Consider the following 23576-nt stretch of genomic DNA (forward strand, 5'->3'; position numbering starts at 1 on the left):
TGGCATGGTTGCTGTGCCCATAAATTCTCAGCTTGTTTTTGCCTTTTCTGAAGCGCATTTTATATAAATTGCAGCAATCCTTTCTGGACATACCGAAGTAGAAAAAGAGAAGTCGTCCCATCACCTAAGTAACCTAGTGCAACTTATTTCCGAGTTATTTATGAGTAATCCGCTGTTTTTTTTCCACGTTGATAATGAAGTCATTGATATTCAGGCTATAATGCGGTTTTTGTGTGTCGGAACTAACGACCCAATCATGGACATATGAGACTAAGGACTGTGCATTCCACGCTAAACAGAGGTATTGGTTTCCTCTTATCGGCTTTTAAACAACAGCATCTGGCCATTATTTTTTTATCAATATATTGCCTATTTTGCTCTTTTTCGGTGTGGGCGATCGAATACGATATTAATGGCGTTGACGACGACAAACTGAAAGACAACATTGAACTGCACCTTAACAACCTTAAAGTTGACTCATCTAACCTGACCGATCCATTCTGGCGCGAACAAATTGCCAAGACGGTGGCTACCGCGGTTCAACCCTATGGCTACTACAACAGTGACACTCTCGTTAAAGTAACAAAAGACGAAACCGTTCGTTTACTAATAACGCTAAACAGTCCGTTAACGGTAGCCAATGTAACACGCGAAATTATTGGCGAAGGTCGACAAGACGAAGAGTTTAGAAAGCGTTTTAATGCGTTTAGTTTAAAGCCGGGCGATACATTGGTGCAGCCAATTTACGAAGCATTTAAATCTTCCATGTTTAATTACGCATTGTCGCATGGCTATTTTGACTTTAATTGGCAAGCCTCTCGTTTGGATTTAGTGCGGGAACAACGTCAGGCAAACATCCTGCTAATTGCACAAAGTGGCCCACGCTACAAATTTGGTGGTGTTCGCATTGTGGGTGAAGATAAAGCCGTCGCCATTATTGAACGCATTATGCCTTTTGAGAAAGGTGAACCCTACAGCGCAGAAAAACTCACCGAATATAACCGTCGTTTAAATCAATCAGGTTATTTCACCCGCGTTATCGCTCGCCCTGTGGTTAATAAAGCAGTAGACAATATCGTTCCAATCGAGGTGACGGTTGTCCACAAACCAAACGATGCTTTTAATGTGGGTGTGGGTGCAGCTACTGATACCGGTCCTCGCGTTCGCTTACGCTGGGAACGCCCATGGGTAAATTCACGTGGTCATTCTATCCATTCCGAGTTATTCCTGTCAGCGCCCGAGCAATCGCTTACCATGGATTACCGCATTCCTATGCAGAACATTTTCAATGATTATGTCAGCATTGAAGCTGGCTACCAGTCTATTGAATACTCTAACACCGCCACAGAAAGTGAAACCCTTTCGCTTTCCACTCATCGCTACTGGCAGGAAATGGATTCGCCATGGCAACAAGACGGTTCAGTGACCTACTTGAAAGAAAATTATAAACAAGGCGATGAAATACCTCGGACCACTGAGCTAGTGATGCCTGGCTATGCGATTCGTTATATCAAAAAAGATGACCTTCTTAATGTGACCGAAGGGCTTTACTTAAAGGGCTATTTTCAAATTGCCCGCGAAGCGCTACTTTCAGATATTGATATGATGAAAGGGGGTATCGAAGGAAAAATCATTCGTACTTTTGGTAAACACCGCTGGGTGGCAAGAGCCGAATTAGGGGCAATAAAAACCAATGATTTTGAACGCGTCCCCGCTTCCCTGCGATATTTTGCTGGCGGTGATCAAAGCATACGTGGCTTTGCTTATAGAGATATTTCACCGCGCGAAAATGTGTTTAATCCCGTAACCGGGGAACGAGTTGAAGCCACCATTGGGGCAAAATATTTAACCACGCAAAGTATCGAATACGCTTATCGTTTTAAAGACAATTGGCGCGCGGCTGCGTTTGTTGACATGGGTACAGCATCTAATGACATAGGCGGAGATGTAGATTATGCCTATGGCATCGGCCCAGGCCTTCATTGGTTATCTCCGTTTGGGCCAGTAAGGTTTTACATTGCCAGAGGTTTTTCTGACTTTGAAAATGGATGGCGTTTTCACTTTATGCTAGGTCCTGAGCTATGAAGAAACGCAATATTTTTCTTATTTGCTTGTCGCCGATTTTACTGATCCTGGCGCTGGTAGTGTTTCTACTAACGCCTCTTAGTATGCCGCTTATCAAAATGGTTGCAGTAAAAACGGTTCCCGATTTACACATTAATGAATTAAGTGGCAGTTTAACTGAAGAGCTCAATATCGGTGGGCTGGAATGGGAAAATGACGCTTGGCAGGTGAAGCTGGATAAAGGCTATGTAAAGTTTCAATTCAGTTGCTTTTTCGCCCCCCAGATATGCATTGATCGCTTATTTTTGTCAGGCGTCGATGTTAAACAATTAGCCGTAACAGAAGAAGAAAGTAAAGAGCCCGCAGCAGAAAGTATCGAGCTGCCTTTTCCTATTGGTGTTCAGGCTTTCGATTTTAATAATATTGCCATAGAACTAGTAGGGCAAACGATTAAACTGAAACAGCTCAAGGGACGCGGAAGTGTGCACACGCGAGTAAAACTCGCCGGACTTCAGGGTGAAAATCTGATCATCGCCATGGATGCTGCGTCTACGGACGAGCCAGCGCCATCTGAGCAACCCACTAATTACGCGCTATCTTATACACCGCCCCAACTACCGGAAATTAAAACGCCAATTCCTATTGAGATTAATAGTTTTGGCTTTAAATCTGTCACCCTTAAAACGGGCGAAACAGCGCACGTTATTAATCAAATTAAATTTAAACGCCTTGGGTTTGAACAACATGATGTTTTGCTAAAGGAGCTGTTTGTAAAACATCAGCTAGCCACGTTACAGCTTAATCTTACCGCCACGCTAAAAGAAAACTACCGTATCGATTTGCTAGCGGGCTCTAAGATTATGGCGCAAGATATAAACCAAACGTTACAGCTTGATATTGACGGTGCGCTTAATAATCTAACAGTCGATTTAATGACTGAAGGAACGTATCAGGCTAATGCCAATCTTCAAGTTAATCTATTAAACGATGAGTTGCCGTTATCTCTGAATTTATCCTGGCCTGAGCAGGCAATAGCAGCGTTACCAGACAGTATACTTCATAAAGGTACGCTAAACTTGCAGGGTAAAATAGGTGCTTACCAACTTGCGGCAGACACGGCCGTTACAACCCCACAAACGGGTAATATCCCAGCTTTAGTGGATGCCACCATCACCAAAAATAATGTCACGATGAATAAGCTTACGCTTAAGCTGCTAGATGGTGAGGTAAACAATACGGGCACGCTTTTTTTAAGTGATACCATCAGCTGGCAGGGTGATACACAGGTAGTCGCTATCAATACGACCTCGTTGATACCCCAGGGGCCAACCGACGTTAACGGCAACATTCCCAGCTTACTCCAATATAGCGCTAAGGGGCTGGAAATCAGTATCGCTGATTTAAATCTGTCGGCGACTCAAGCGGATATTCCGCTTTCCTTAACAGGTTCCGTTGTTTATTCCGAACCCAGTGACTTAATTGTTTCTACAGGCGCCTTAACGCAACAGGATAATGTCATACGCTTCGCGGGTCAGCTGCTTAAACAACGTTATTTGACCGCCGACGTGTTTATCGATATTGCCAAGATTAATTCGTTATATTCGGGTGCAAGTGGCAGCATCAGGGGCAAAATAGATGCCTCCGGTAATTGGCAAAATCCTAAAGCGCAAGCCAATTTAGCACTAAGTGAAGTTAGGTTATCACCCACCGTCAGCTCCTTTATGGCAGAGCAAGGCCCTCTTAACGGTGACCTTAAGGTAGAGGGTGAGCTCACTGAGCATACTATCGCTATCGACCTGGGCTACCCGGAACATAACGTGATGCTTGCTATGGAAGGGAAGTGGAAACATGATACGCAAAGCTGGGGAGCCACGGTTAAATCAAGCGAAGTTGAAGCGTTTAATACGCAGTGGTCGCTGCAAAGTAACTTTGATGTGGCGTTTAAATCTGACCCCCTAATTATAAAAGCAACAGAAAATTGTTGGTTTTCGCGCAAAGAGGGACAGCTTTGCATGAAAGATTTACTTTACCGAAACAAGAAGGGGTTTTGGAATATCGACGCAAAAGGACTTCCACTCGGGCTTTGGGCGCATGAACTATTGCCCGATGTGTTCCCGAATTCACCGGCGTCCATGTTATCGATTCAAAGTGTAGGGAATTATGGTCAAGGTTCACCATTAGATGCTGATTTTACGATAAAAGTGACACCTGCAAAATGGACACTTGGCACAACCAATCCAGTTACCCTGACATTAAACAACGTCAGCGTGATAGGTGAAGCAGTGGATGATGAACTTACTGCTAAAATGCGGGTGACAAGTCCGGAGTTGGGTGAATTTAAGGGTAACATCAACCTAAGTCCACTCTCAGCAGAAGGTAACTTTGACGGACGCGTCTTTTTTAACGACATCAATGTCGCGCCACTTAAACCTATCTCCCCTGCGATACGTGAACTATCGGGTAACCTAAACGGACAAATAGCCCTGGCGGGGCAACTGAATGATTTATCGTTAAATGGCGAAATTGACCTTAAAAATGGTGCCATGAATGTTGAAGATGCTCCCGTTACTATCAGTAACTGGCAACAACATATAGAGCTGAATGGACGCAAGGCTACCTTCGACGGTGAATTTATGCTGGGCGAGGGGAAGGGCTCGCTAACTGGTGACGTAGATTGGTCGGGGTCGCCCGAACTCAATGTGGCACTTAAAGGTGAGCGATTCGACGTAAAACACAGTCAGGCAACGTTGAAGGTCTCTCCCGATATTGTCGCCTCTGTCAAACCGGGTAAGGTGAAAGTAACCGGCGATGTTAACATTCCGTGGGCGCGTATTGAGGTTGAAGAATTACCCGAGAACGCGGTAGCACCATCGGATGACGTTTATCTTCGCGGTGAGCCTCCACGAGACGATCCTCTCGATATCATCGACGCCAGTGTACAGGTAAAGATTGATGAGGCTAAACGAGGAGAGGTGAAGCTTGACGCGTTTGGTTTGACCGCAAACCTGCATGGTTCCATTCGAGTGAATACCGTGCCCGCTGTTGTAGGTTACGGTGATTTGCAAATCCTTGACGGACGTTACGAGGCGTACGGCCAAAACTTATTGATCCAAACCGGTGAAGTCCAGTTTAACGGCCCCCTCGACCAACCCTTTTTACTCATCGAAGCGATAAGAAGTCCGGACAAAACCGCAGATGGTGTTATCGCGGGGATCAGAATTGATGGTGCGGCTGACAGCCCCAACGTGAACCTGTTTTCGACCCCCTCCATGAACCAGGGCGCGGTGCTGTCTTATTTACTCAATGGGCGGGGGCCTGACTCAGAGAAACAAGACCCCAATTACGAAGCGCTCCTAGTAGGCTTTGGGCTTTCGCGCACTACTTCTTTGACAAATCAGGTGGGGGAATCGCTAGGAATCGATAATTTAAGTATCGGTACTACTTCTAGCCCAGGGGGTAATGACACTAAGCTTTCTGTGACAGGTCAAATCAACGAAAAATTGTCGATTGAATATAATTTTGATGTCGGTTTAAGTAAAGAGGATAGTTCCAGTCAAGCCCTTAGACGACGTCAAGGTCCGCCTGACTTGGCAGTTAGATACGATCTTACCCCAAACCTGTTTCTCGAAGCAGTACAAGCTACCATTGAGCAGCAATCGGAATACGCGCTGGATATCTACTATGAATTTTTCTTAGGTAAAAAAGAAAAGCCCGCGCTTGAAGAAGAACTTAAAACAGAGCAGTGATATCCATCCGTAGATACCCATCCGTAAAAACGAGCTCTCATTCGCCGCGTTAATACGGATTTGGCATAGTGTGAGAAACGGATGCAGTGTTACGGATTAAACTTAAGATCGTTAATTCGGCCGTTTTTGAGACTGTAAATCCAGCTATGAATATGAAGTTCCTGTCCACGCGCAAGGGCATCCTTAACCACGTTATTACGACTTACATTACGCGCTTGTTCCATTACATTAAGTTCACACAAACGGGCAGATCGCTCTTCTTTAGGTAATGCGTTAACTTCGTCAGCATGTTTAGCGTAAATATCTTTAATATTGGCTAACCAATGATCAATCAAACCAAATTGCTGATCACCCATGGCCGCTTCTACACCGCCACAGCCATAATGTCCGCATACAATTATATGTTTCACCTTAAGAACTTCCACCGCATACTGAAGTACCGATAAACAGTTAAAATCGGTATGCACTACCATATTCGCCACGTTGCGGTGCACAAAAATCTCACCCGGTAGCAAGTCGACGATTTGGTTTGCAGGTACGCGACTATCCGAGCAACCGATCCACAAATACTGAGGGGTTTGCTGCTTTGAAAGTGTGCTAAAAAATTCAGGATCAGCATCGTGCGTGCGTTGTGCCCATTCAGCGTTATTATCCAGCAACTTTTCGATGTCTTTCATGATTCTCCCGTCAATAGGTTACTTTTCATTTTTACTAGTTAGCAGATCCAAACGCTCAGCTTCTGCCCGAAAACGTTTTTCTCTTTTGGATGCCCAGATATAAAAACCAGTTAGTATTAACCCTACTATCAGCAGTACGGTTGCCCAGTGTTGCCAGCTTTTCGTTTCTAACTGGTTGTTCAGATAGAGTATGCCATAAAATAATAACAGAACCACGTACGATACCCAGCTGGAGTGTCTGGTCAGACGGGCTATCAAAACGTTGTTACGCATTTGCTTTTTCAGCGTTTTTAAATATTCATTGGTTTGGGACACTCGCGTAAAAGCGGCATAGCGCCTCAAATAAGCAAGGTAGCCGGCGAATAATGCACAGATAACAGCCAACCCCATTAAGAGGAAGAACGCCAATTGACCTAGCTCGTTATATTTAAGAACGAGTGCAAAGATAATAGGAATCAGTGCACCAAAATCAATCAAAATGTAACCTCGGTGTTTCCACTTCTGTGTTTTGAACTGGCGCTCTATTTTCTCAATATCAATCTTTTGAACGGTTTGCTGTTGCCACAGCCGTTCGAGGTTATGGTTTTCATTCATCATCATTTAACCTCTTGGTTAATGTTTTCTTAATTCGGTTAATTAGTACACCTACATTACTTTGTGATAAACCACTTAAATTCGCTATCTCGGCGTAACTTAGCCCTTCTAACGACATAGTAATGACTTGTTTTTGAACTAGAGGAAGCTGCCGAATTTCGGCTAAAAGCTTGTCCAGCTGTTGAGTTTGCTCAACATGAGCACAAGGATTAAAGCTTGAAGACGGCACCGAATATATCTGTTCATCTAACGCTTCCACGTCGGGAAGTCGCACCTGAGTGGCTACATGGCTAACTGCGCGGTTGTGCGCCACTTTAAGCACATAGACTTTTACGCTGCTGCGTCCTTCGAAGCGTTTCAAAGCCTGCCAAACAGCAACAACTATCTCCTGTAAAAGCTCCTGTCTTAGCGCTTCATTCGCTTCGTAACTGCTGGCTACACGGCTAAGTAATGGACCGAACTCTTCCCAGACTTCTTTAAAACTCGACGTCACTATTCAATTCTTATTTTTGGTGAGATTTTATCTACGTTTGTCATTCTTAGTCCTACAACTTCAAAATTAATTACAGCTAATGTGTAATATTTTTTTAAACCAGATGACTGATACAAAAGAATACCAACTAATTGGAGAAAACATATGAGTGGTTTACTGATTTTATTCATTATTGTTGCCATCTTCGGCTCAATGTTAGCGGCCCATTACGTCGACGCAAAATGGAATTGTAATTTCTTTGCATGGTTAAACGGGGAAAACGTGAACCCTTTTCAACCTAAACAATCTTTACACAAAAGAACGTCACATAGCGAAAATATTGATGCGTTGAAAAGTCGCATAGAAACCTTGGAAACTATCGTGACAGAGCCTGCTTACGAACTAAATAGAAAACTCAATCAGCTTTAAGAAAATCAGCGACATGGGACATGGCCAGGTCAAATAAGCGTTGTCTGGCTTCGTCAGCTACCCACGCGCAGTGAGGGGTAATTAGCAGATTAGGTAAGTTGGCCGTAATCAAAGGATGATCTGCCGGTGGCGGTTCTTCACTAAGCACGTCCAGACCTGCCCCTGCGAGTTTACCTTGTTTTAACGCGTTGAGCAGCGCCCCTTCATCAATTAGCTCACCACGGGCGGTATTGAGTAAAAAGGCTGAAGGTTTCATCAAATTAAGCCTGTTACTGTTAACCAGGGCTTGGGTTGAACTGGTTAAGGGACAATGCAGGCTTATCACATCCGCTGTAGGCAGCAGACTGTCCAGTTCGGGCCGAGTGTCATCTCTGATTCCTTCCCGGGCAGCAAAAGTCACCCGCATACCTAAAGCCTTAAACAAATCAGCTACTTTATTTCCAATAGCCCCGCTTCCCACTAGGACGGCCTGTTTGCCTTCTAGTTGAGAAACAGGATGATGATGTAAACAGAATTGCGAAGACGCGCTCCACTTACCCTGGCGAACATCACTATTATAGCGATTAAAAGATGTCGCTAAATTTAACAACAGCATTAGCGTATGTTGCGCTACCGCTGCACTTCCATAATTTTCAACATTCTTAACAGTCATCCCATTTTTGTGGCACCAACTTACATCTACATTGTTGGTTCCGGTAGCAAGAATGCCGACATAACGGCATAGAGGGGCCTGCTCGAGAATATGAGCAGGCAACTTCACCTTATTGGTTAGAATAATGGGTGCGTGTTGAATGCGCGAAACCACATCCTCAGGGCGAGTTTGTTGATAAATCTCAAATTCTGCCTCTACATTATTTAACGAAGATAAATTTAACGTCGCCGGTTTGAGCGACTCGAAATCCAATATGACTGCGGTAGGTTTACTCATTTAACCACCACCATATCATCACGGTGCACCACCAATCCATTTGATGGATAACCTAGAGCCTGTCTTAATTCAGTGGTTTTGCGCCCTTGCACGCGCTTTAGTTCAGCGGTTGAGAAAAGCACCAGCCCTTTTGCTATTTTCGTTCCATCGCACTCAATACTGACCGCATCTCCCATATTAAATTCACCTTGAGACCCAACTACGCCACAAGGCAATAAAGAGGCACCGTTCTCACGTATTGCAGTCGCTGCACCTTCGTCAACCTGAATACACCCTGTCTCTTTCAGGGTATGATTTATCCATAATTGACGCGCCCGTTGACTGGAATGCTTGGGGCGAAATACCGTACCCACAGGTTTTCCATTCATCAAGGCATCAAAAACCTCAGGTTTTCGACCATTAACAATTAATGTTTGTATGCCGCTTTGCATACACTTTTCAGCGGCCTGCAATTTAGTGTGCATACCGCCCGTTCCTGCTTTACTTCCTGCACCACCAGCTAGCTTATAAATAGCTTCATCTATCCTATCCACTTCATCTATTAAGCGCGCATCCTGATTAATGCGTGGGTCGGAGGAATACAAGCCATCTACGTCAGAACAGATAATTAATGTATCAGCTTGCGCTACCAAGGCCGCATAGGCGGCCAGATTATCATTATCACCTACCTTAAGCTCATCCGTAGCAACCGTATCGTTCTCATTAATGATGGGTAGCGCATGATGCGCAAGTAACTCCCGTAGCGTATTGGCGATATTGACATAGCGGGTGCGGTTTCGGAGATCTTCAGCGGTAAGTAACAATTGAGCGCAGGGAAAATCAAAAAAACGTTGCCAGTTTGCCATCATTTGGGTTTGCCCAATTGCGGCCATTGCCTGTTTTTCTGCAATGGTGGCAATATGGTTCACGTTTACACTGTTGCGTCCAGCGGCAACGCTACCTGAAGAAACAACCAGAACTTCTTTGCCCGCTGCACGACTGGCAGTAATAAATTGCGCAATAGCGAGTAAGAATTTTGCACTACAATGGCTTCCGTCGGGAGCAATTAACGAACTGCCGACTTTTATTACCGCTCTTTGCCATGTGAACACGCTGCGAGTCCTCTTTAAGTAAAGTAGTTAGCATACTGTAAGTCACCGTGTTTACAAAGCAGCAGATATCGGCTCGTCGTGCCAACGCTGTATAGAGCGTGGTCGCTGGAAACGCTTTCCTATAAGTCGTTAATATTGAGGAAAGTAATTTAGGTGAAACAGGTACGGTGCGCTTGAGCTCAATTAGTTGAAGTAGTGGGGAGTTAGGTGAAGTAGAATTTAATCAATCCTATTGCTCGACATTGCAAACAATGTCTTCTTTAAAATGCGAGTACTACTGATCATGAGTATTCGCGTCAAACTTTGTCATGTTGAGTGCGGTAAGATAATTTTCTAACCGACGAAAAACCTATCCCACGCTGGTAAAGCAAGAACGTTAAAATCAACTGATAAATATTCGAAAGTTAGGAGTGGAAGGTTAAACTCAACTAGATTAGGTCCCTCAAGAACCGTCTTAATACGCTGATTCGCCTTAACTTAATAGTTAAGCGAAATTAACTCGCGAAAAATGAAACTCCACACTTTTCGCGAGGCATTATCCTATAGAAATGTATAATAAACCCACAAAAATATAAGCAATTTGTAAATCAATAAAATAGTCAGGTTCAGTTATGACTACCTAATTACCACGCTTCAACAAATCTTTAAGCTTCTCATCTGCTTTGTCTAATAGTTCATCTTTTTTCTCATCAAACTTTTCTTTTGCTTTTTCCTTCGCAAGATCACGGGTTTTCTTCTTCGCTTCCGCAATCACATTATCCAACATATTGTTCAGGATAGCGGCGCCTACTTGATCAGCGGGCATTCCATTGGGTTGACCCACCGGGCCAGCATTAAAGGTAGGAAGGGTTACATCATACTTTTTCTTTTCCAGCTTTAAGCCTTTGGTATCAAACTTTTCAAAATCGATAGTGAGCTTTGTATTCGCGACCGTGACACTATCCACAACCACTAACGGGGCGGGTTCGCTACTAGGTTGGTCAGATTTGCTTTTAGGTAGATGAGACTGAAGGTTATCTTTCAATACCATCAGGTTTCCGGAGCCATCGGCGTTTACTTCATATAGCATTTCTGGTGCATTAATCGTTAACTCCTGAACGTGATAAGGCTCATCAAAGGAATTACCTAAGTCAAACGCCATATTGTCTACACTAAAGGCATCTTCATCACTGAAGCCTTCAGGGTTGTCAATTTCCAACTCGCTAATCTCCAGTCGACCTTCACGAAACTTCAGGTTCACGCCGGATACGCTAACAGTGGTACCCAGATACCGGCTACCCTTTTTTTCAATTTGGGTTTTTAGAAATTCATTGGCGCCACTCATCACATACCAGACAATGCCGCCCACCACGATGATAACTACCAGTAATCCAATAAATATTTTCTTCATCACTCTCTCCAGCTTTGTTTTATATGTGCTTATACCGCTAAACATGGCGAGTGGTTCGAAATAGGCCCATAACACATCAAAATTGTGTGCCGATATAAACGTCAATAATGAGAAAACACTAATAAATTGTGAAAAAGGATACCCTAACACTACAAGTTGATTAAAAAACAAACTATATTTAATCCCATCAGTAAAGGAATACTTGCTGTCAAAGTGCCTTACCTTAGCTTTCAAACCACAATGCTAATCCAACTGAGGGATACCGGGATGATTGCAAAGAATCTATTAGCAATATTTATCGCCATATCATTTTGCATTTCTGCTATCGCTGCAAATGAAGAGAAAACTGACAAACGTGCCTGTATTGATATGGTAAAAGATGGGTTTCGTCCCATTGACGAAAATCGTCAAACGAGGTTCATGGGCAAGGTTTCAAAGGATACCGCATTGTGTCGCGGCGGAGAGAAAGCTGTCAAATACAGGGATACGCCCTGGGTCGACTGGTCAAATTATTGGGCGACGGGGGATTCCTCTTCTTTAAAAGAAGGCAGTAAAGCAAAAACAATATTGGGTGAACACCTTAAACCAAATGGACGAGGGATAGATGGTTCGTTAATGGACCTAGAGTACCAACGGGTAGAGTTGATCAAGTTTAATTTGTTCGATAACTACACCTACGAGGACTATATTAAAGGACAAGGTAATAAGGATGGAGCATCTATCAAACGCTGGGATGAAATGCGTCTTGATAAAGATGATCCTTTTTTCGAAGCCGTAGGGGGTGATGGCGAACAGGTATGCACTGGCGAACTTATCCGGCACCGTACTTTAAGCGGAATTTGCAATGATCTTATTAACCCCAGAATGGGCGCTAATGGCACTTACTTCGCCCGTAACGTCGCTTTCTCTTCAACCTTTCCCCGCCTAGGTAAAACTGAATTAGCGCGAAATCGGCACAGCGACGCAGAACAGGGTATGCGACTTAGTTTGCTCACCCCCGACCCGCAATTAATTTCGCGTAAATTATTTACCCGGGAACAAGAACAGAATAATAACTGCAATGATGGCTTAGGCTCGGGTAACAATGCGGCCAGTGACGAATGTGATTATATTAAAGCGCCCTTCTTTAATGTTTTGGCCGCCTTCTGGATCCAGTTTATGACGCACGATTGGTTTTCGCATCTGGAAGAAGGCCGTAATCAGTCGAAGTTGGTGACAGTGGGTTGTAAAACGGATGAAGCAGAGAAACTTGGCTGTCGTCCTGGAGACCGAATGGAGCCAGCACTATTTGCCCAAACCAGTGAACCCGCCACCTTCACACACAACGACAAGGAGTATTTAAAACGTGCTTACATGACCACAGAAAATACCACTACTGCCTGGTGGGATGCGTCGCAAATTTATGGTTATGATACCCTTTCGCAAAAACGCGTTATCCGTGATCCACAAGATAACGCGAAACTACATATGCCTAATGGCTATTTACCTCTTTTAAAACCCTGTGATGCGAATACTGACAACAGTTGTGAGGTACAGCCCCAGTGGCAAGGTCAAGAGGCCACCGCGTTTCCAGATAACTGGAATATTGGTTTAAGTTTTTATCACAATCTTTTTGTACGCGAACACAATTACTTCGTCGACCACTTCCGTGCACAACAACAAGCTCATCCCAATCAGGATTCTGGTTTACGCCACCCGCAACGACCGAAACAGGTCATCGCTTACAGCCAAGTGACAGATGAAGAACTATTTAATGCTGCGCGATTGGTCGTTTCAGCCATGATAGCAAAGATTCACACCATCGAATGGACCACGCAACTGCTGTATAACGAACCGCTGTATCGCGGGATGAATTCTAATTGGTTCGGCTTATTTAATCTTGAAGAGAGTAATGAGGTTTCATCCATTATCAAAAAAATTACTCACAATGAAGAAAACTATTTCAGCCGCATGTCTACTTGGCTGGCCCGCGTTTTCAAAGACAAAGATGAGGCCCCAAAAGCTAATTCCTGGTATTCCGTTTTTGCCTCTGGTGCTGGTATTTTTGGGCTACAAAATGCTCGTCAGGAAGGTGCGTTGTGGTGGAAGAAAGATAACTGGGATATAACTAACCCGGAGCACGTTAACGGTGGAGTCAATCATTTCGGTTCACCCTTTAACTTTCCAGAAGAGTTTACTTCAGTCTACCGATTGCATCCTTTGGTACCCGACTTGATAGAAATGCGTGATTATCGCCAAGCCAACCAGATAAATGCCAAAGTGCCTGTAATCGACACCGTTCGTGGCGACGCCACTGCACAAATGCGGGAATTTGGGCTTGAAAACTGGGCGTTAGCTATGGGCCGTCAGCGGTTGGGTGCACTGCATTTACAAAACCACCCTCGTTTTTTACAAAACCTACCCATGCCGCATCTCGATTCACCTAGTAAGAAAATCGACGTGGTCGCACTGGATATCATTCGTGATCGCGAGAGAGGTATTCCACGCTTTAATGAATTTCGCCGTCAGATAGGCTTAAAAAGTCTGACTAGTTTTGATGACTTTGTTGATCAACGACTGGATAAAACAGATCCAAACCGTATTGCGCAAGAAAAGGTAGTGACGAAAATCCGCAATATTTATGGCACCCATAAATGCGACGCATCCAAAGTCATTACTGACGCACAGCAAACAGCGCAAGGCACCCCAATTAATGATTGTCATGGCGCCCCCGATGGCAGTGAAGTAGACAATATTGAGGATGTTGATTTAGCGGTGGGGTGGCTTGCCGAATATACCCGACCGCATGGGTTCGCTATTTCGGAAACACAGTTTCATATCTTTATTATTAATGCATCCCGTCGTTTATTTAGCGATCGCTTCTTTACTTCAAGTTTTCGCCCTGAATTTTATTCAACATTAGGGTACGACTGGGTATTGAACAATGGCCCCTTGGATGAATGTCCGTTTGAATTGGAACAAAACAATAATGGTATAAAACAATGCAATGAGCCTGAGCAGTCTAATGGCCATACGGTTGCCGTGTCGCCATTAAAACGCTTATTGATGCGCAATATTCCTGAGCTTAAAGAACAATTAATGCCCGTTGTGAATGTATTTGACCCCTGGGCGCGAGATAGAGGTGAATATTACTCACTGGCATGGAAACCCCGCAAAGGCGCTGAAAATGATCCAGCGTTTAAAAATTAATGGATGGAAAGAGTGAGAATGAAGGTGGCGATAACACTACTACTATTGTTTGTTGCGGGCTTGAGTGAAGCGCAGCATTTTCCTGGCGAAAATTTTAAAGGTAATGAGGATCAATTAGCCAGACAAATGGAAGCCACCATTAAACAGGTGGTTCGACAACGCTATCCAGACTCCCATATGAAACGATTTAATCAGGCTAAGTCCTTGGGTTGTTTCGACGCGACCTTCGAGGTTAATCACGATATTTCAGCCTCCCTCAAGTACGGACTTTTCGCTAAGCCCGCACGCTACCGTGCACATGTTAGGTTCGCCAACGCTAGCACTAGCGACGATGCTGATCGAGATCTGCGCGGTCTGTCTATTCGGGTTGGCGGCGTTAGCGGTAACCCGGTGTGGGGAAACCCCGGTTTTCAAGACTTCGTGCTTAACAGTCATCCTGTTTTATTTGCGGCTACACCGGAAGAGTTTTTAAGCTTTATTGAAGCTCAACGTAATGAGAGTGTTATCTGGCATCTGCTTACGCCGACCAACTGGGACTCGTTGTTTATTTTATTGACCGCACGGAATAATCCTACCAGCCCATTTGATATTCGCTATTGGAGTACAACGCCTTATCAACTTGGCGACAATCAAGCGGTTAAATACTCGGTACGACCATGCTCGAATTTCCAAAGCGAATTGCCAGGCGAACTTACGAATAATTACCTGCGCGCCGCTATGCAAAACCATTTGGAAAATACAGATGCCTGTTTTGACTTTATGGTTCAACGGCAAACCAATAATGATGATATGCCTATCGAAGACGCCTCCAAAGAGTGGGATGAAGCGGATTCGCCCTTTGTGCCCGTCGCTCGCCTATTAATTAAACAACAACCGTTTATTTCAGCAGAAGCCATTAAGCAATGTGAAGAAACTGCGTTTAATCCTTGGCAAAGCCTACCTGAACACAAGCCGCTGGGTAGAATGAATTATGTGCGTAAACAGGTTTATCACGCTCTTACCCGATTTAGAAAAGAACACAATCGAAAATTAGAAAATTAGAAAACTCGCTTTACGTATTAACAATTTGATAGCCAAAGGAGCATATGGCAATGAACGAAACCATACAGCGCTGGCTGCAGTTAAGCCGCGAAGAGTTGGATGATATATACCAAAGTCATTCAGCTGGAGCCTTACCCCACGGTGATACGAGAGGAACCGCAATTGTTGCCGGTTCGTCACGGGCTAAATTTTTCGCGCGATGCGCCAGAACATTAGCTTGGCAGGGGAAGGTGTTTGATCTTTTCCCGCCCGACTTTGAACGCGGTATTTTAGTTAATAAAGTGCTACCGGTGGGGCTGGGCATGATAGTCGCTAAAGTCTATCGTGATAAAAGTTGGATGGACGGAAAAGACACCATCGTAATCGACTATAGCTCAACGTCCGTTCTTGCTAAGAAAATTCGGGATGAAATTCGAGAAATTGAAGACGGCGTGTATCTGGGTAAAGTGTGGTGGGGTAAAAAACGTATTCTAGACTTTGCCCTCAATAGTCGTTCTAACAGAGTATAAAGTGTGCCCATTTCGCGCAAGATAAGCTGGGGAAGAATTATCCTGTTAGTAGGGGCGGGCTTAATTATCATTGCCAGCATGTACATTGCAAATCGTTTTCTTACAGATCGCGCGGTTACGTATGATGACATAACAGAACACTTTAAATACGGTTCACTGGGCGGTGAGCGTAACTTAGGGATCCCGTATTGGCTATGGAAAGCGGTACCGCATTTATGCCCTGAGATGCTACCCCACAAACAACCAGGCGATATTGGCTTTGAATCCATCGGTATGCTGTACGAATCAGGCAAAAGTCTACCCGTAGGGGTGTCTAAGCGCCGTCACTTCGGCATTGACCGCGTATTTATGAATTGCGCTGTTTGTCATACCAGTACAGTTCGCGGTTCAGCGGATGATGAGCCTACATTGGTACTGGGTATGCCCGCCAATCGATTTCGTCTTATGCAATTTGAAAAAACCTTTTTCGGTTGTATGTCCAGCCAGAAGTTTAGTCGCAGTAACCTGATCCCTTTGATTGATTCACTAGGAGCGGATTTAGACTTGCTCGACCGCTATCTTGTCTATCCAATCGCTATCTGGTTAACCCAAGAAAGACTCGCGTTACTCGAATCCAGACTTGGCTTTTATAAGCAGCAACCTGAATGGGGCCCAGGACGAGTGGACACTTTTAACGCTGCAAAAGCGGTGTTTAACTGGGACTGGTCGAGAACCACCCGCTACGAAATGATCGGCACCGCAGATTTTCCCTCTATCTGGAATCAGGGACTGCGAAAAAGACGCGATGATGGTAAACCCATGGAGCTGCATTGGGACGGCAATAACGATACTGTTGAAGAGCGTAATCTGTCTGCCGCATTTGGGGCGGGAGCCCTCCCCACCAATATCGATCATGAAGCACTTGCGCGTATAGAAGACTGGCTATTAACCCTGCCTTCCCCCAAATATCCGTTTTCAATCAACCCTTCATTAGCTGAGCAGGGCAAGCCGTTATACAACCAATACTGCGCGTCTTGCCACGGAAAATCAGGCACCGACTTTAGCGGTGAATATGTTGGTCATGTACAGTCTATAGATGACATCGGTACAGACAGGTGGCGATTGAATTCATACACCCGTGAATTGGCGCGAAATCAGGGAACCTTGTATAGCACCAGCGAACAGCACAGATTTAAGCGTTTTCGCAAAACCAATGGTTACGCAAATATGCCGTTAGATGGGATATGGCTGCGGGCTCCGTATTTACACAATGGTTCAGTTCCCACAATGCGCGATTTGTTGCGGCCTGCGTCTGAACGACCCGAACAGTTTTATCGCGGCAATGATATTTATGATCAAACCAACTTGGGCTTCGTCAGTGATAAAAAAGAAGCTTATGGCAGGCCCTTATTTCTATTTGATACCCGTGTCGACGGTAACGGCAATCAGGGCCACGAGGGCGAGAGGTATGGCACTTTACTTTCCAACGCTCAGAAAAACGCCCTCGTCGAATATTTAAAAACCTTTTAGCCCTATGTGCGAGGTGACCTATGTTGCAGACTCAAAATAACCCTAAATCTGCCAGGGGTAAAATGCGCTGGTGGCTTAGCATACTTATTCTGTTGCTGGTAGGTGGCGGGGTGTTGGGAGCGGTAGGTTGGTACAAACTATTTCGCGAGGTGCCGCAACCAGACTGGGTCACCGCGACACCTGAAATGCGTTTCAAATACGGCTCGATAGGCTCTGAATATGAAGCTGGCATTCCCTACTGGATCTATATGGTTTTACCGCAAATGTTCCCTGATTATTTACCGGGCAATGGGGGGTATGCGTCATTAGGCTTACCCTGGGAGGAAGGCCAGTCGCTACCGGCTGGTTTTACCAAAAAAACGATTGGTTTTCCCCGTGTCGGCAATAACTGCGCTATGTGCCATACCACTCAATATCGGGAAAGCGAAACAGCGAAACCTATTTATGTGGTCGCTGGCGCAGGGCACACTGTCGATATTGAAGGTATTTTCACCTTTTTGATTAAAAGCGCCAAGGATCCACGTTTTAATGCGGACAATATTCTTGAACAAATCGACATGATCCACACGCTCTCGTTCATCGACAAGCTGCTGTATCGGTTCGCCATTATCCCCATTACTAAAAAGCGCTTAATCGAACGAGAGGCGCAATTCGCCTGGATGTTTCGCGAAGATTTCCCTGAGTGGGGCAGGGGACGAGATGATCCGATGAATTTAACCAAGTATTTCATGCTGAACCTTTCTATGGATGACTCCTATGGCCCAGCCGATATACCCTCTATCTGGAATCTGAAAAAATATGATGCAGAAGAACGAAGACTGAATTGGGATGGGGCCACCCATGACGCTTACTCGGTGATAATCGATTCGGCGTTAGGCATTATGGGTGCAGAGCCTCACAATACAGAAGAATTTTTAGAGGAAGTGAAATGGCTGGAAGAGTACTTGCGCAACCTGCCGCCGCCCAAATGGCCGTTTGAATTGGATAGTGCTTTGGCGCAACAAGGTGAAACAATTTTTAAGCAGGAATGTGCGCGCTGTCATGCAAGTGAGCAAACAGGAAAACCGCTACCACTGGAAGTGGTAGGTACGAGTTCGGCAAGACTCAATACGTGGAGCAAACAGAATGCTATTGATGCGAACAAGGTGGTCAGCGAAGCTGGAATTGAGCGGGCAGGGCTAGTTGAAGAACCGCTTCCCGGCTACGTAGCCCAATTTCTCGATGGAGTGTGGCTACGTGCGCCCTATTTGCATAACGGCTCCGTCCCCACTATCCGCGATTTACTATTGCCACCAGCACAACGCACCGTCACATTTTATCGCGGCTATGATGTGTATAATAAAGAAGATATTGGTTTTATCAGCCAAGGTAACAAGGCTAAGCGGGTGGGGACGCTATTAGATACACGTGTTAAGGGGAACAGTAACCAAGGGCACGATTTTGGTACCCAGCGAAGCGAAAGTGATAAAGAGGCGTTGATGGAGTATTTGAAGAGTTTGTAAAGTTTATATTATCGTATTTAGACCGCCCCCCTAGAGGCAGACTTCATAGCTACTTTCTATACACCGGTAGATCATCGCCTCGCCGCGAGATTTATCTTCAGCGGAAATATGCTGATCAATTTTAGAGAAAAATGCTTCGTGCACTGTCTTTCCGTTATGTCTAGCTAAATGTAACCAGATATATGCCTGATACATTCCTTCTTTAACACCTTTACCATTTATATATAGCCAACCAAGTGCGTACTGGGCTTTAGGGTCCCCCTGTCTTGCGGCTAGTAAATACCATTTCGCAGCTTCAGCATAGCTTTTGGGGACACCAATCCCCAAGAAATATAGATCGCCTAATTTACTTTGAGATAGAACTTCCCCGTTACTAGCAGCTTTTTGATAAAGCTTTACTGCTCGAAGTATGTCTTCCTCTACACCGTCTCCGTTGTGATACATTCTGGCTAAGTTATAGGTAGCATCCGCATCCCCTTGCGCCACAGCTTTCTCATACCAATATTTGGCTTTCGTAAAATCGACTTCAGTTGCTACACCATTGTAATAGAAATTACCTAGATTGAACTGCGCGTCCGCATAGTCCTGTTCAGCGGAGAGGGTAAACCACTTTAATGCCTCTGCTAAATTTTGCTCGACACCTTGCCCAAGATCATAAGATACACCCAGATTGTATTGGGCTGAAGGATGGCCTTGTTCTGCTGCCAGGTGCCACCATTTAATTGCTTCTTTTTCATCCTGGGCTGTTCCTATCCCATTTAAGTAGCGATAGCCTATTATAAGCTGCGCTTCTGCATTTCCCGCTTCGGCCGCTGAACGCACTTCTTCAAAACTAACCTCGGAAGAAGCATTAATAGAGACAGTGAAAAAACAAAGCAGAAACCCTAGATAACAATAACGCATACAAACCTTCCATGAATTTTTTCTAAAGATGTTTCTACTGGGATTTAAGATGAATCGCAAGCTTCAAACGGGTGTTCTTATCAGTAGGCTATAAGAAGTGGGAGTTACAAAAAACTGACAAAGGTTTCTGTAACACCTTAAAATCCTAGTGAATTATGAGATATAGTAAATAATCGATTTATAACCTAACCCCATTTTTAAGATGACCCCAACTCGTCACTCAGCTCATCTGTTCCTTCATTTTGGTGAGTAACCTTGCGTAAGGCCAGCAACCCAATGATCAAACTCATGCTATGAAGCGCAGCGATGCTGATTTGTAACCATATAGCAACATCCATAAAACCCAATAAAACAGCAATTGCTATTAACCGTAAACTGTCGAGCTTCAATGCTTTTGGCATTCCTTGCAAAATGAAACCCGTCATTACAGCGCTGCTGAGTATTGCTAAAATCAGAGCGAACTGAGCTACACCATCAATATGTTGCAACGCTAATAATAAATAAAGCGTAATCATCAACATAATACCGTGCTGCATTGCACAGTAGAGCTTGGTTAGAGGCGATTGGGAGGGGTCAAATTTCACAAAATGCTGTAAAGGCGTTTTAACTATTGGAAATTGTTCAGAAACATCTGCTGGTCGCCAACCAGTACGCCCAAACCAGACACGAAATTTATTTTTCCAGCCTTTCGTGTGGTAGCTGTCTTTAATTAGTTGTGCATAAACTTGGCAGTTCGCCCAAACAGGATTAAAACTTTTTAATGCACCACGGATACCATAAATTATCTCCAAACCTTTCACTTCATGCATGTAGGTATTAAAAAGCCTATCCCAAATGATGAATACGCCGCCATAATTTTTGTCGATATAAACTTTATTTTGAGCATGATGGACACGGTGATTGGAGGGCGTAACGAAAATTTTCTCCAGCCAGCCCAGTTCACCAATATGGCGAGTATGCACCCAGAATTGATACACCAGATTAAGCGCTGCAATGGTGATAAACATTTCTGGAGGAACGCCTGCAACTGCCATAGGTATATAGAATATCCAGCTAAAAATGGCGCCGCTGGTTTGCCTTAACGCAGTGGTTAGGTTGTACTCTTCACTGGAATGGTGTACTACATGAGCGGCCCACAAAATACTCATTTCATGGCCCATACGGTGATTCCAGTAATACAAAAAATCATACGCGATAAAGGCAATCACCCACACCCACCAGCTTTCAGGTAGTGAAACCAGTGAAAACGCGTCGAATATTAAAAAGTAAATTGTAACCGGAATAAGTTGATGGGCGATTACCATTACGCGCGATAGCACCCCGGCACTTAAGCTGGTAATAGCATCGTTCACCCGGTAAAAACCCGTCCCGCGGACTCGATCTACCCAAAGCTCTAGGGCAATAAGAAAAAAGAACATCGGAATGGCGTATAAAATCACCGTCATTGAACTATCCCGTCTAAAAACTAAACACTTCGTCCATCCTGTCAGTATATAGCAAAACACCCAATCCAAAAGTTGATTATTTACTATTTAGATAGAATTTAATTACCTGTATTCAATTTTTCTTTTTTTGCAGCGATCGTATGAACGATTATTTCAGTAGAAAATTTATATAAAATAGTAAGTTGTAAAAATTAAGAGTAGACTGATAAAACAAGATAAAACCTGACTATTTTGTCTTTGTTACTATACTTGCACGAAGGGATTAACTATATCAAAGGTGAAAAATTATGAGTGAACCTGGGGAAAAGCGTACGCTAGCACCACACGTTGTCATTATTGCGATCATCGTCGTTGTTATTTTGGCTGTACTTCTTTGGCCTAGTAACAAACCTGAAGAAGAGGTGGTTGACGAGCCAGTAGTATCCGAGCAGGAAACCTTGGATGTTGAAGAGCCTGAAATATTTGAACCCACTCCTGAGCCTGAGCCGGTAGAAATTGATCCCGATGCAGAAGTTGAACCTATGCCTGCGCTACCGGAAATTGAGCCCGAACCAATGGATACTACCGACGATGGCATCCGCACTTCGCTAAAATCATTGAATGAAGAAGCGCAGACTGAAGAGTTGTTAGTTGATGAAGGGTTGATGCAGCGATTCGTGGTGTCTGTGACCAATCTTTCAAATGATCAGATGGCACCGAGCCATCAGCTGTTTAAAGCACCTGAGCAGGAATTCCGTACTTACAAGCAAGCTGGTAAAGAATGGGTAGACGCAGCAAGTTATAAACGCTACACCCCGTATGTTAACTTGCTTGAATCATTTGAAAATGAAGCCCTGATCGATTTGTACGGCCAGTATAAAGGCGACATTCAGGCAAAGTATGCAGAAATTGGGAATCCAGATAAACCGTTTAACGAAGTTATGATTGAAGCCATTAATCAACTACTGGACACCCCCGAAGTGCCAGTTCCGGTAGAAGTATATAGTGACTCAGTAACCTACAAATATGCCGATGAGCGACTTGAAGAACTCAGCTCGCCGCAAAAACAATTGTTACGTACGGGTCCGGACAACATGCGCCGAATTAAAGCTAAATTACGCGAAGTTAAAGCGTTGCTAGAAGAACAAGATGGATCTGAATAAGCTTCAAACCCAAATAACAGGTCATCAAGATGATGGCCTGCCTCCAGTTGAGAAATGGGATCCTCCATTTTGTGGCGACCTGAATATGCAAATTAAGCTTGATGGCCGCTGGTTCTATGAAAATTCACCCATTGGCCGTCTTGCATTGGTCCGGTTGTTTTCGTCGGTATTGAAAAAAGAAGGGGAACGCTATTTTTTAGTTACACCTGTTGAAAAGGTAGGACTCAGCGTAGAAGATGTGCCTTTTTTAATCACCCAGTGGAAAGAGGAAAATGGCGTTTATCAGTTCACCACACAAACAGGTGATGAGCTTCCCCTCAATGAAAATCACCCAATTGAACTACGCCAACCGCCCACAGCATTAAGCGACCCTCAGGCAACGCCTATCCCTTACATTAAGGTTAGGCGTAATCTGTGGGCTCGATTTAACCAGAACGTGTACTATCAACTAATTGAACGCGCTCAGCCAAAGCAAGCTAATGATGGCACCACTAGCTTACAACTTACCAGTCAAGGGCAAACATACTGTATTGGCAAACTGCCCAGTAATTTAGCGTAAGAAATTCTGGCTCAGACCACAGAACTATTGAATATTCTAATTTTAGCTTCGGGTGGCATTAGTCATTGCACTGGCACGCTGTGCGTTACCGTGAGGCAGGGAATTAATACCTGTATGTTCAAACTTGCTTTCCTGGCGTATCCGCTGTTGCGAATGTACCGCGTCACCAATATGATTTGAGCGTGTATCAATCTCTCCACTCATTGAATAAATTTGATTATTCGCAATGGCAGATTTTTTCCGCTTCCTCAGCACTTTGCAATTTTTTAGGCTATCGGGTACGTTTTCAACCCATTACCTCGAGGTAGTACGCCTTTACTGCATGCTACCCAGCATGTTTTTGGCAGATTCGTGGGTACCCGGGGATAGGGCCCTGACTTCATCGG

19 protein-coding genes are annotated in these 23576 nt (G+C 44.4%); 10 read left to right on the forward strand and 9 right to left on the reverse strand.

What is annotated here, in order from left to right; translation table 11 throughout:
* Window positions 1-264 precede the first annotated feature (264 nt).
* A complete protein-coding gene (locus tag OPS28_RS16295) occupies window positions 265-2085 on the forward strand; it encodes an autotransporter assembly complex protein TamA (protein WP_265610523.1) in 1821 nt (606 codons plus the stop codon).
* A complete protein-coding gene (locus tag OPS28_RS16300) occupies window positions 2082-5810 on the forward strand; it encodes a translocation/assembly module TamB domain-containing protein (RefSeq protein WP_265610524.1) in 3729 nt (1242 codons plus the stop codon). The genes OPS28_RS16295 and OPS28_RS16300 overlap by 4 nt, the downstream gene beginning before the upstream one ends.
* Before the next feature lie 89 nt (window positions 5811-5899).
* Here the strand turns inward: OPS28_RS16300 and can are convergent, their stop codons facing one another.
* Genes can through OPS28_RS16315 form a run of 3 tightly spaced genes read right to left on the reverse strand, consistent with a single transcriptional unit; the run spans window position 5900 to window position 7574 of the window.
* The gene (gene can, locus OPS28_RS16305) at window positions 5900-6487 is read right to left on the reverse strand and encodes a carbonate dehydratase (RefSeq protein WP_265610525.1); all 588 of its coding nucleotides are present in this window, start codon (window positions 6485-6487) and stop codon (window positions 5900-5902) included.
* 18 nt (window positions 6488-6505) lie between these two features.
* The gene (locus OPS28_RS16310; protein ID WP_265610526.1) at window positions 6506-7087 is read right to left on the reverse strand and encodes a hypothetical protein; all 582 of its coding nucleotides are present in this window, start codon (window positions 7085-7087) and stop codon (window positions 6506-6508) included.
* Window positions 7074-7574 (reverse strand): RNA polymerase sigma factor, encoded by a 501-nt coding sequence (locus OPS28_RS16315; protein WP_265610527.1) that lies wholly within the window; start codon window positions 7572-7574, stop codon window positions 7074-7076. Before OPS28_RS16315 ends, OPS28_RS16310 begins: the two co-directional genes overlap by 14 nt.
* 144 nt (window positions 7575-7718) lie before the next feature.
* Between OPS28_RS16315 and OPS28_RS16320 the strand changes: the two genes are divergently transcribed.
* Window positions 7719-7982, forward strand: a complete 264-nt coding sequence (locus OPS28_RS16320; protein WP_265610528.1) for a hypothetical protein — start codon at window positions 7719-7721, stop codon at window positions 7980-7982.
* Here the strand turns inward: OPS28_RS16320 and OPS28_RS16325 are convergent.
* The 3 genes from OPS28_RS16325 to OPS28_RS16335 all read right to left on the reverse strand — a co-directional run bounded on the left by OPS28_RS16325 (window position 7969) and on the right by OPS28_RS16335 (window position 11391).
* Window positions 7969-8910: a D-2-hydroxyacid dehydrogenase gene (locus tag OPS28_RS16325; RefSeq protein WP_265610529.1), complete on the reverse strand. Its 942-nt coding sequence runs from the start codon at window positions 8908-8910 to the stop codon at window positions 7969-7971. The genes OPS28_RS16320 and OPS28_RS16325 overlap by 14 nt on opposite strands.
* Entirely contained in the window at window positions 8907-10001 is a 1095-nt protein-coding gene (gene proB / locus OPS28_RS16330; protein WP_265610530.1) for a glutamate 5-kinase, read from the reverse strand. The genes OPS28_RS16325 and proB overlap by 4 nt, the downstream gene beginning before the upstream one ends.
* Window positions 10002-10620: 619 nt before the next feature.
* Window positions 10621-11391, reverse strand: coding sequence for a hypothetical protein (locus OPS28_RS16335; protein WP_265610531.1), 771 nt, complete (start codon window positions 11389-11391; stop codon window positions 10621-10623).
* 267 nt (window positions 11392-11658) lie between these two features.
* Here OPS28_RS16335 and OPS28_RS16340 point away from each other — a divergent pair, with 267 nt between their 5' ends.
* The 5 genes from OPS28_RS16340 to OPS28_RS16360 are packed head-to-tail and all read left to right on the forward strand — an operon-like array spanning window position 11659 to window position 19141.
* Window positions 11659-14580, forward strand: a complete 2922-nt coding sequence (locus tag OPS28_RS16340; RefSeq protein ID WP_265610532.1) for a peroxidase family protein — start codon at window positions 11659-11661, stop codon at window positions 14578-14580.
* 18 nt (window positions 14581-14598) lie between these two features.
* On the forward strand, window positions 14599-15621 hold the full coding sequence (locus tag OPS28_RS16345) for a catalase (RefSeq protein WP_265610533.1): 1023 nt from the start codon (window positions 14599-14601) through the stop codon (window positions 15619-15621).
* Between the two features lie 50 nt (window positions 15622-15671).
* The gene (locus OPS28_RS16350; protein WP_265610534.1) at window positions 15672-16130 is read left to right on the forward strand and encodes a hypothetical protein; all 459 of its coding nucleotides are present in this window, start codon (window positions 15672-15674) and stop codon (window positions 16128-16130) included.
* 3 nt (window positions 16131-16133) lie between these two features.
* Window positions 16134-17639, forward strand: coding sequence for a c-type cytochrome (locus OPS28_RS17115; RefSeq protein WP_265610535.1), 1506 nt, complete (start codon window positions 16134-16136; stop codon window positions 17637-17639).
* Window positions 17640-17659: 20 nt separating this feature from the next.
* Window positions 17660-19141, forward strand: a complete 1482-nt coding sequence (locus OPS28_RS16360) for a hypothetical protein (RefSeq protein WP_265610536.1) — start codon at window positions 17660-17662, stop codon at window positions 19139-19141.
* A gap of 30 nt (window positions 19142-19171) precedes the next feature.
* Here OPS28_RS16360 and OPS28_RS16365 read toward each other — a convergent pair whose 3' ends face one another.
* Complete coding sequence (locus OPS28_RS16365) at window positions 19172-20044, reverse strand: tetratricopeptide repeat protein (RefSeq protein ID WP_265610537.1); 873 nt, start codon at window positions 20042-20044, stop codon at window positions 19172-19174.
* A gap of 197 nt (window positions 20045-20241) precedes the next feature.
* Window positions 20242-21489, reverse strand: a complete 1248-nt coding sequence (locus OPS28_RS16370) for a sterol desaturase family protein (protein WP_265610538.1) — start codon at window positions 21487-21489, stop codon at window positions 20242-20244.
* Window positions 21490-21776: 287 nt separating this feature from the next.
* On the opposite strand from OPS28_RS16370, the gene OPS28_RS16375 reads away from it, so the two are divergent.
* Together OPS28_RS16375 and OPS28_RS16380 are read left to right on the forward strand one after the other, a co-directional pair.
* The gene (locus tag OPS28_RS16375) at window positions 21777-22631 is read left to right on the forward strand and encodes a DUF3014 domain-containing protein (protein WP_265610539.1); all 855 of its coding nucleotides are present in this window, start codon (window positions 21777-21779) and stop codon (window positions 22629-22631) included.
* The gene (locus OPS28_RS16380; RefSeq protein WP_265610540.1) at window positions 22618-23190 is read left to right on the forward strand and encodes a DUF1285 domain-containing protein; all 573 of its coding nucleotides are present in this window, start codon (window positions 22618-22620) and stop codon (window positions 23188-23190) included. Before OPS28_RS16375 ends, OPS28_RS16380 begins: the two co-directional genes overlap by 14 nt.
* Before the next feature lie 42 nt (window positions 23191-23232).
* Here OPS28_RS16380 and OPS28_RS16385 read toward each other — a convergent pair whose 3' ends face one another.
* The gene (locus OPS28_RS16385) at window positions 23233-23394 is read right to left on the reverse strand and encodes a hypothetical protein (protein ID WP_265610541.1); all 162 of its coding nucleotides are present in this window, start codon (window positions 23392-23394) and stop codon (window positions 23233-23235) included.
* Window positions 23395-23576 lie beyond the last annotated feature (182 nt).

Source organism: Alteromonas sp. ASW11-130 (assembly GCF_026183735.1).
Classification (GTDB): Bacteria; Pseudomonadota; Gammaproteobacteria; order Enterobacterales; family Alteromonadaceae; genus Alteromonas.

What these genes read in the sequence shown, in the direction of transcription:
- OPS28_RS16370 (WP_265610538.1), bottom strand. Translation starts at nt 21,489, where the DNA reads ATGACGGTGATTTTATACGCCATTCCGATGTTCTTTTTTCTTATTGCC.
- OPS28_RS16325 (WP_265610529.1), bottom strand. Translation starts at nt 8,910, where the DNA reads ATGAGTAAACCTACCGCAGTCATATTGGATTTCGAGTCGCTCAAACCG.
- OPS28_RS16335 (WP_265610531.1), bottom strand. Translation starts at nt 11,391, where the DNA reads ATGAAGAAAATATTTATTGGATTACTGGTAGTTATCATCGTGGTGGGC.
- OPS28_RS16380 (WP_265610540.1), top strand. Translation starts at nt 22,618, where the DNA reads ATGGATCTGAATAAGCTTCAAACCCAAATAACAGGTCATCAAGATGAT.
- OPS28_RS16300 (WP_265610524.1), top strand. Translation starts at nt 2,082, where the DNA reads ATGAAGAAACGCAATATTTTTCTTATTTGCTTGTCGCCGATTTTACTG.
- OPS28_RS16295 (WP_265610523.1), top strand. Translation starts at nt 265, where the DNA reads ATGAGACTAAGGACTGTGCATTCCACGCTAAACAGAGGTATTGGTTTC.
- OPS28_RS16365 (WP_265610537.1), bottom strand. Translation starts at nt 20,044, where the DNA reads ATGCGTTATTGTTATCTAGGGTTTCTGCTTTGTTTTTTCACTGTCTCT.
- OPS28_RS16320 (WP_265610528.1), top strand. Translation starts at nt 7,719, where the DNA reads ATGAGTGGTTTACTGATTTTATTCATTATTGTTGCCATCTTCGGCTCA.
- OPS28_RS16340 (WP_265610532.1), top strand. Translation starts at nt 11,659, where the DNA reads ATGATTGCAAAGAATCTATTAGCAATATTTATCGCCATATCATTTTGC.
- OPS28_RS16375 (WP_265610539.1), top strand. Translation starts at nt 21,777, where the DNA reads ATGAGTGAACCTGGGGAAAAGCGTACGCTAGCACCACACGTTGTCATT.
- OPS28_RS16310 (WP_265610526.1), bottom strand. Translation starts at nt 7,087, where the DNA reads ATGATGATGAATGAAAACCATAACCTCGAACGGCTGTGGCAACAGCAA.
- OPS28_RS16345 (WP_265610533.1), top strand. Translation starts at nt 14,599, where the DNA reads ATGAAGGTGGCGATAACACTACTACTATTGTTTGTTGCGGGCTTGAGT.
- OPS28_RS16385 (WP_265610541.1), bottom strand. Translation starts at nt 23,394, where the DNA reads ATGAGTGGAGAGATTGATACACGCTCAAATCATATTGGTGACGCGGTA.
- can (WP_265610525.1), bottom strand. Translation starts at nt 6,487, where the DNA reads ATGAAAGACATCGAAAAGTTGCTGGATAATAACGCTGAATGGGCACAA.
- OPS28_RS16360 (WP_265610536.1), top strand. Translation starts at nt 17,660, where the DNA reads ATGTTGCAGACTCAAAATAACCCTAAATCTGCCAGGGGTAAAATGCGC.
- OPS28_RS16350 (WP_265610534.1), top strand. Translation starts at nt 15,672, where the DNA reads ATGAACGAAACCATACAGCGCTGGCTGCAGTTAAGCCGCGAAGAGTTG.